The sequence below is a fragment of the Paenibacillus sp. J31P190 genome (assembly GCF_059692075.1).
In genome coordinates this window covers 1-8,467 of record NZ_JCAUAS010000058.1, presented here as the reverse complement: position 1 = coordinate 8,467, position 8,467 = coordinate 1, and the positions used below count along the sequence as shown (strand labels likewise).

Here is an 8,467-nt window from a genome sequence, read left to right as displayed (position 1 = left end):
CAGTTCGTCAAACTTGCTATGCTTTACCCTCATACGAACAACCTCCGGCTAATTTCATTGTATTTTCTTAGCCTAAAAGTGTCCAACTTAATTAGGGGGCTTTATAGAATTGGGCTCGATAAAAGCGATTTTGCAACAAATGGGCTAGAAGTGTTGTACGAACTGCAACTTCAAGTTGCAAAATAGCCTTTGGGCGTGCGAATTGTTGTAGGAATTACAACATTGGATTAATGCTGATGAGTAAGGATGCGTGCAAATTCCGTTTTATACCTCGTCATACATCGTTTCAATATGTCGTCGCCCCTTCGCGACCTGGGGGTGAAATTGAATCAGCGCTTGTTCACGCACCGTCCAAACATGCTCTACAGCACGCTGCAGCTCTTCATCGGTTCCGCTAACCCCATGAAAAGCCGCGATCGAAATACCTGCAACCGTACCTTGGGCGGCTGCTACCTTGGCGCTCTCAATGCCAGTAATATTCCCCGCTACGAACAAGCCAGTAAGCGGTGTTTGCATCTGGGCGTTGTGGAGCGGGACATGTCCGGCTAATTCGGGTACGAAGCGGAAGGGACATCCAGCTACAGCTGCCAGTTCAGCTAGAGGATAAAGGCTGCCCGCCATGCAGACGAAATCGACGGGAACGCTTCGCGTGGAATGAGCCGCGATTTCTCCGTCTGATGTTAGATCAGCCAACTGCACGCTCTCGACTTTTTCCTCTCCTTCAATAGCGAGGGCTGCTTTACGCAGTTGGATGGGGATCCCCCAAATTTTAAAACCGTTCTTTGGGTAAAGCCGAAGTCCCCATGTTTGCAGCGGGGAATAACGCATCAAGCCGCTGCCAAGTCGAAGAATAGGGGATGGTGCGAGGTGCCCGAGGCGAAGCATCGACTGCATCACTTTTTGTGGATCTCCCGCATCTGTATTTATAATGTTTTTGGCGGGAAGCACCATGGCGGCAATATCGATGCCTGCTAATTGCAGTTCGCGTGCAATGGCAATGGACAGCACATTGATCCCCACAATGATCCCGCGCATGCCGACGCGGACCCTATGCACATTCGTCATTACCTGAGCCGCTCCTATGGACATAACACCCGGAAGTGTCCATCCTGGAATAGGTGCAGCGGTCTCCGCCGCACCTGTAGCAAGCAGAAGAGCAGGCACTTCCTGCACGCCGCTTGACGTATAAACGATCCAACTGTCTGCCGATTGTTTAATATCGTATACAGAAACGCCGAGTTGGATAACCACGCCAAGAGACACAGCTTTATTCTGAAGTTTGGCTGATTCTTCAATTCCATTCCACCATGTCCCGTTAGGTTCTTGATGCAGCTGTCCCAGCAGTCTGCCGCCTGGTTTCATGAATTCGTCGACAACCGTTACTTTTAACCCGCGCTCTGCACAGGAGATTGCGGCTGACAAACCGGCTGGACCGGCTCCGACTATGAGAACGTCTGTCATGGAAGATGAGCTCCTTTCTTCAACGGAGAGGGAAGTGTCTTGCCTGTGCGGATGTCCATTCCGTTTTTTAGTGGTGTGAGGCATGCTCTTTGTCCGTCTATCCCGTCGACCGTAACGCGGCATTCGAAGCAGTGTCCGATGTTGCAATAAAGGCCGCGCGGCGTACCGGTATCTTCGTGGTAACGAAGCGTACGGATACCATGTGCGAGCAGCGCTGCGGCGATCGTCTCACCCTCAAAAGCTTCGTATTCCTGTTCATCCAAACGAAAGGAAATGCCTATTCGTTCGCTACTCCATTCACCTAAAATGGGGTGGTTCATAATTCGTCCGTAACTCATGGTTGTTCTCCTCCTAAGCTGCGAAAAGAAACAGGTCGGACAGGAGGCTGATGTTTTAGCGGTATTTCATTTGAAATTAGTGTATCCGATAGCTCCTGTACGATCTTATCGACCAATAAACGGCAGGTACGTCCACCGCAATAACCCATGCCTGCCCGTGTGCGCAGTTTCAATTCACGTGAAGAACAAGGATACTGTTTGGCGGTTTCAAGTAAATGAGCAAGACTTACTTCCTCGCATCGGCAAATAATAACGGATGTCATGTTCATATGGTTCCTTCCTTTTCGGATTGGTGCGATTCCTTCTTACACGTTTCTAGCAATAATCGCGCCAATCTGTTCAAAAAAACGTAAAACTGGAAATATTGGCACGGTTTTTGCTAATCTAAGGACGACTGATACGAAAACGGGAGGGTATATGTATGAGTTCCATTTATGAATTGAGATTGCGCAAACTTCGCGATTACTTGGAGAAAAAGCAAATTGATATCGCCTTGATTACGAATCCAACGAATATTTATTTCTTTACCGGGTTCCATTCGAATCCGCATGAGCGATTCATGGCACTTATCGTCGACATGGGCAGCGCTCGTGAAAGCATGATTGTTCCCGGCTTAGATTTGGAAGCTGCGCAGCAGCATTCATTCGTTCGCGATTTGATCCCCTGTTCAGACAGCGAGAATCCTTACGCTCTGTTGAAAGACAAAGTAGGTAGAACACGCATCGGTACGTTGGGATTGGAAAAAAAAGCAATCAGCCTTCACAGGGTGGAGCAGCTGCAAGCGTTGTTTCCCGATTTGCATTGTACGGATATCGAACCATTTATCATACAAGAGCGGCTGATTAAGTCAGAACAAGATCTTGTCAGCATTCGCCGGGCGGTCGATATTGCCGAAAAGGTGCTTGAAAGTACCGTGCAAAAAGTTAGAGTCGGCATGATGGAGCAAGAGCTTGCGGCGGAATTAGAATATAAGATGAGGATGTTCGGAGGCGATAAGCCGGCATTCGAATCGATCATTTTGACTGGAAAAAGGTCATGCTTGCCTCACGGCAAACCAGGTGCTTATTCGATCCAGGAGAATGATTTTTTGCTCATCGATTTTGGCGTTTATGCGGGCGGGTTTTGCTCAGATATTACCCGTACGTTTTTAATTGGGGAAGGAACCAAAGAGCAGGAAACGATTTATGAAACCGTGTTAACCGCGAATCTGGCAGCCATTCAAGCGGTCGCAGTGGGTACACCATACGGAGTCATCGATCAAACGGGGAGAGGTATCATAGCAGCAAAGGGATATGGCGCTTATTTTAATAATCGGATCGGTCACGGCATAGGTCTGGATGTGCATGAAGATCCATCGATTAACGGTGAAAACGAGATGCTCATTGAGCCGGGACATGTATTCACGATTGAACCGGGTATTTATATGCCTTCGCTTGGCGGCGTTCGAATCGAGGACGATGTGTATGTGCAGCCAAACGGCCAGGTTGAAGTGTTGACACGCTATCCCAAGCAATTGCGCAGATTGTAAGATCGCAAAAAGAGGTTGTCCCAAAAGTCATTGATGACTAAAGGAAAACCTCTTCCTCATACCGCATGTACAGAATCGCCTTTGACCAAAGTCACATAGATGCGTTCGTGATCGATCTCTTCATCCGCAATCAGCTTTAATAGCTGCTCGGAGGCCAAAGCTCCCCACTTTCGCTTCGAGTAATCAATCGTCGCAAGACGGGGCTCCGTATACTGTGTCAATTCAATATTATCGAAACCGATGATATGAATGTGTGTGCCAATCCTATACTCGGATTCCTTGACGGCATTATATAAGCCGATAGCCATCTCATCGTTCAAACAGAAGACGGCGACAGGCTCCGTATATTCTCGAATGATTTGCTCGGCAGCTTCTTCCCCGGCCGACTTGTTAAAGTCGCCTTGAATCTGCGTACAGGCAAGCGGCTGATGACGTTCAACGACCTGACGGACAGCCTGAAGACGCTGCATCGAGTCAAACGAGGCTTCAGGCCCCGTTATGACATAGATCTTACGATGCCCTTTTTCAATCAAATACTCCATAGCTAATGCGGCCCCCGCCTTATTATCGAGCAGTACTTGATTCACATTCGAATGGTTCAGCTCACGGTCGAGCACAACCAGCTTATGTCCGAGCTCCGCATATTGAAGTATCTCTTCGCTTGAGAATGAAGAGTCGAGCACGATGGCGCCGTCAATATTCCGTTCTGGCAGCAGACGGTGGGATTGCGAGCCGCTGCATACGATTAAGTCATAACCCTTTTTATTCAGCACTTCTTTGATCCCCTGCAGCAGCTCCCCGTAGAACGCTCCGTTAAAATCCGTAAGAAAAGCCCCAATAATCTTAGTTTCCCGCTTCTTCAGTGATCTGGCCGCCGCATTGGGCATGTAATTTAATTCCTTGGCCACGGCCAATATTCGTCTGCTCGTTTCTTTCGTCACTTTGGGGCTCCCGTTTAACGCATAGGAGACCGTGGAGATCGAGACCCCCGCTTTTTTAGCGATATCTTTAATACTAACCACAATAACTCGCCCCAATCATTCACTGCATCATTTCCCTTTACTATACCAATATATCGGTGCCCCCGAAAGATCACTGGCTCCACTAGATGTAAATCGCAATAACATTATCTTCACCGCTTAGCAAATACTCTAATTGCTCGCGCCGCACTCTTGTTCCGCCTTGGCGATAACGGTTTGGCATGACTTCGGTCTCGACTTCATGACCATTAATCTCGATATGGCATTCCAATGAACCGCTGATATGATACTCGAATCTGACGCCGCGGTTATTCCAGGCAAATTCGAAATGAAGACCATCCATTTCATGCGGAAGCACAGGATCAATGATCAGATCACCTCCGTCTTGGCGAATGCCGAGACAGTTGGAGATGAGCTGGTTCATGTAGATTCCTGGTCCGCTGGAGTAGATTCTCCAGCCGCCTTTGACCGGAACCGTCCCTTCAAATAGCTCTTGGAATCGTTCCCCAGCATCATAACGTGTATTAAATTTTCCGTCTGAGCTGCTGAAGTAGGCATTGCTTTGGCGCAATTCGGCGTTCGGCACCACTTCCCGGATGCCGATCGGATTAATCATGGCAAGACCCTGCCAAGCCTCGTCCACCTTGCCGAGCTTCGCCATCGCTTCGACGAAGCGGATATGAGCGTGCACATACTGCAGCCCGATTTCACGGCCAAAGTTCGCCGCTTGCTCCGCACGTTTAAAGTGCGTGCTTACGCCGCCAGCATATCGTGCCGGACGGTTCATCAAGCGGACGCCATCAGGGCAGTACAGCTCCTGCTTAATAAGCCGGTAATGCAATTCAGCCTGCTCTTCGGTCAGCAGCTCAGCGATCATGCTGCGCGTCATTGGCAGCAGGCGATATTGAATGCCCGTCTTCGTATCAGTCGGATGAAGCATAAGCTCCGCTTCCCCTGGTTTCTCCATGTAGACGAAGCCGGGAATGACATCCTTTTGCAGCATATATCGATTGAAGTCGGCTTGAATGCCAGATGCTAGCTTATGCAGCTCCGCTGACAGCTCTTGGTGTTCATCCGTTAAAGCGGTGGATAATTGATTCAGCACTTGATAAGTCAAGGCGACCGTCCAGCTGCTGATCATATATTGCTTGAGCTGCGCATTAGCTGGCTGGAGCGTATCGTCCCAGTCCCCGTCGCCATAAGCGGACAAGTGAGTATCGTGAAGAAAGTGATTCTTCATGTATGTCAACTGCTTCTGCACATGCTCAAGCAGGGTCGGGCATTCCTCGGTGAACTCAAAGCTTTCCCGATTCGTATAAGGAATTCGCTCCTGAAGAATGCTGTAATCGTGCGTAGCCGAGATGTAATCGGCAATGACCTTAAGTGGCCATACAATGATGTCGCCATGGCTTTCTTCTTGTTGGATGCGGTAATACTGATCGAACATAAACCATTGCGGCCAGTTCCCGTCATCTTCATATTGGTGGGCATATACGGTCTTTATAATTTCGCGCACTTGATCGTATTTCTGTGTAGCCATGAAGTATTCCGTTGGCCCTTGGCATACGTCTCGTGTGCCCCAAGCTGCTCCACCGTATTGTTCCAGCCCGTGCGGCACGGAATAATGGACCAGCATATTATGGGTGTACCACCATGCAAGAGCATTAACCTTATGTAACGATTCCGTTGCTTCGCCACTATGCGATAATTGGAAGCCATTCATTACTTTTCTAAAATACTCGCGGTATCGTTCTATTTCTACAGCCGTATTCGGTCTCTCGAACGGCAGCTCACCGCCATGAATAAGTCCTTGAACTGTCAAGCTCCATTCCGAGCTAGCACTTAATTCGAGCACAACGAGCGAAGAGGATCCCGGATCAGCATGATCGGCTAGGGCTGTCTCGTCGGTCACGGTCACATCCGCTCCCGTAAGCTTCATACGGTAACACAGGTCTGGCAGGGTTCCTGCGTTATCCGAACCTTCACACGAACGGAATACCAGAACATCGCCTTCACGTTCCATGAGGAAAGGCACTCCGTATTCATTGTTATTCATGGACACCTGATTCGTAATCAGATATCGGTAGGGATTTCCGCTTACGGATTGTACGGTCAGATGAACCTCCGGCGTGTCCATTACAGTGAGGTTCGTGACGACAATCGTGTCTTCAACCGTCTTATAGGTCCACCGCACGTAGTTAAAGCCAATTTCGTACATCGATGGCATTGTGAGCATCCGAAATTCACCGTGCATCTCAATAAATATCCTTTGGCCTGAAGTCTTCAGCACATTCAACGCATTGCGGGCATTTGTTAGCATCTTGTTAGAGGACGTATTTCCCACCACAAGTTGCGAGTTGAATATACCGTACATATAAGATGTGGTAGTAAGCACTTGTTCGTTCATGCGAGCGTTATCCCCCGTCATGAGAATATGTCCATGCGGACGTTCCACAAGCAGCTCTTTCTCCTTTAATACAACATGTTCGTGCCCCTCTGTGAAGAAAGACAACAGAACCCCGTTATCCCATTCCTCCTGATGGCGGCTAGGAAAGTCGCGCCCGATCTCCTCGATTGCTATAGATTCAACCTGAAGAGGGGCGCCGATTCTGGGCTGAAGGCTGACAGATTCCAGATCTTCCTCCCACTTTGTATCTAGTGCCTCCGCATATGCCCATGCTTCCTGTACTTCCTGTTCGTATGCCAAGGTTACAACTGCCTCCGGATGGTGCGGCTTGAACAGACCGTAAAAAACAAATCGCGCCATGCCATCGACGATCACGCGCTGCGATTGCAGAGCTGTATAGGCAAATTCATATTGATAGATCTCGCTGGCCAGCTTGACCTTAGTCAACGCCTCAGGCTTGTTCGTTGCCTTATAGGATAAACCGAAGAATTGGAAGCCGTCCGTTGAATATTCCGCAGCATTTGTTAAAGAGCCCTGCTGTAAGTACGGGAATTGTCCCTGCTGCGGCATATTTTGACGAGAACAGACGACCCAGCCTTTGACAGGGTCCTTAAAGACAGAGTGATCCATGTATTGAGACAAATAGGCTTCATTTGATCTGACAGCACCTTGATCCGCAATGCCCACATCCTGCCCATAGACAAGATCGATGTCCGCTCCATGACCATGGACCCGTACGTCCCAGAACCAGATCAATTGAGGAGTGAGCGTAAAGATGACCTCATATTCGAGTTCCTCGGCACGCCCCTTCCAAGAAATCTGACAGTCACTGCGACTGATCCGGCTTGAAGAACGGATGCCAAGCAGGGGTACGAAGGATAGCGATGATTCCCGATGGATACGCAGATAAATATTGTTCATTGAACCGTCAATGGGGTTAGCTATCAGCTGATTGATCATGGTCTGATTGTATGTGATTTTTCTAATATCTCCGCTGTTCATAAAAGTGAACGCCAATGCGCCATTTCGGATGCAGATGTCGGTTGTATTAGGTCTTGTCATATTCTTCGCTCTCTTTCTTATTCGGACTATGCATTTGGTAATTTGATCGAAACGTTTCGATTGTTATTAAATCATTATAAATAGCAATGGTTTTGGAGTCAATAAACAATTGAACAACAATAAAATTACCTATATAACCACTTCCATTCACATGAACACTGTGTTTTATTGTGATTTTATCAAATACACGACTCGAATAAAAACGTTTCTATTGCACCGAAGCGTAAACAAAAGAACGGCCTGAGCCCATGGTTGAACGGTTACCCGAAAGATGGACACTTTGAGTAAAGTGACCTCTATAGGGTCTTTTTTCGTAACTATCAATGAGTAAGGAGAGAGCTGATATGTGAATTAGTTGGGGGTGGGGGAAATGAGGTTTGAATGAGTGAATGAGTGAGTAAGAGTGAGTAAGAGTGAGTGAAGAGTGAGTGAAGAGTGAGTGAACGAATCCACACTCTCGGTCAAATGATGTTGTAGAAAGGGCAACAATTCTGCCTAGATCCCACCTTTATCCCTTCAATGTTGCATTGTGTACAACAATTTAGCCCCATACAGGCCATTTCGCGACAAATGGGCTCGGATTCTATAAAGCCCCCTAATTAAGTTGGACACTTTTAGGCTAAGAAAATACAATGAAATTAGCCGGAGGTTGTTCGTATGAGGGTAAAGCATAGCAAGTTTGACGAACTGA

The 8,467-nt window shown here is 48.0% G+C and carries 6 protein-coding genes; 1 reads left to right on the top strand and 5 read right to left on the bottom strand.

Features of this window, described 5'->3' with window-relative positions:
• Positions 1-264: 264 nt before the first annotated feature.
• Genes AC58U0_RS37060 through AC58U0_RS37050 form a run of 3 tightly spaced genes read right to left on the bottom strand, consistent with a single transcriptional unit; the run spans position 265 to position 2,068 of the window.
• The gene (locus tag AC58U0_RS37060) at positions 265-1,461 is read right to left on the bottom strand and encodes an NAD(P)/FAD-dependent oxidoreductase (protein ID WP_497383637.1); all 1,197 of its coding nucleotides are present in this window, start codon (positions 1,459-1,461) and stop codon (positions 265-267) included.
• The gene (locus AC58U0_RS37055) at positions 1,458-1,799 is read right to left on the bottom strand and encodes a (2Fe-2S)-binding protein (protein WP_497383636.1); all 342 of its coding nucleotides are present in this window, start codon (positions 1,797-1,799) and stop codon (positions 1,458-1,460) included. The genes AC58U0_RS37060 and AC58U0_RS37055 overlap by 4 nt, the downstream gene beginning before the upstream one ends.
• On the bottom strand, positions 1,796-2,068 hold the full coding sequence (locus tag AC58U0_RS37050) for a (2Fe-2S)-binding protein (protein WP_497383635.1): 273 nt from the start codon (positions 2,066-2,068) through the stop codon (positions 1,796-1,798). The genes AC58U0_RS37055 and AC58U0_RS37050 overlap by 4 nt, the downstream gene beginning before the upstream one ends.
• A 152-nt stretch (positions 2,069-2,220) precedes the next feature.
• Between AC58U0_RS37050 and AC58U0_RS37045 the strand changes: the two genes are divergently transcribed.
• On the top strand, positions 2,221-3,327 hold the full coding sequence (locus AC58U0_RS37045) for a M24 family metallopeptidase (protein WP_497383634.1): 1,107 nt from the start codon (positions 2,221-2,223) through the stop codon (positions 3,325-3,327).
• Between the two features lie 56 nt (positions 3,328-3,383).
• On the opposite strand, the gene AC58U0_RS37040 is transcribed toward AC58U0_RS37045, so the two are convergent.
• The gene (locus tag AC58U0_RS37040) at positions 3,384-4,349 is read right to left on the bottom strand and encodes a LacI family DNA-binding transcriptional regulator (protein ID WP_497383633.1); all 966 of its coding nucleotides are present in this window, start codon (positions 4,347-4,349) and stop codon (positions 3,384-3,386) included.
• An 82-nt stretch (positions 4,350-4,431) separates the two neighbouring features.
• Positions 4,432-7,776 carry a GH36-type glycosyl hydrolase domain-containing protein gene (locus tag AC58U0_RS37035; protein ID WP_497383632.1) on the bottom strand — a complete coding sequence of 1,115 codons (3,345 nt, stop codon included), beginning with the start codon at positions 7,774-7,776 and terminating at the stop codon, positions 4,432-4,434.
• Between the last annotated feature and the right edge of the window lie 691 nt (positions 7,777-8,467).

Excerpts from the sequence above, each read along its gene's own strand:
- AC58U0_RS37060 (WP_497383637.1), bottom strand. The coding sequence starts at position 1,461 with ATGACAGACGTTCTCATAGTCGGAGCCGGTCCAGCCGGTTTGTCAGCC.
- AC58U0_RS37035 (WP_497383632.1), bottom strand. The coding sequence starts at position 7,776 with ATGACAAGACCTAATACAACCGACATCTGCATCCGAAATGGCGCATTG.
- AC58U0_RS37045 (WP_497383634.1), top strand. The coding sequence starts at position 2,221 with ATGAGTTCCATTTATGAATTGAGATTGCGCAAACTTCGCGATTACTTG.
- AC58U0_RS37050 (WP_497383635.1), bottom strand. The coding sequence starts at position 2,068 with ATGAACATGACATCCGTTATTATTTGCCGATGCGAGGAAGTAAGTCTT.
- AC58U0_RS37055 (WP_497383636.1), bottom strand. The coding sequence starts at position 1,799 with ATGAGTTACGGACGAATTATGAACCACCCCATTTTAGGTGAATGGAGT.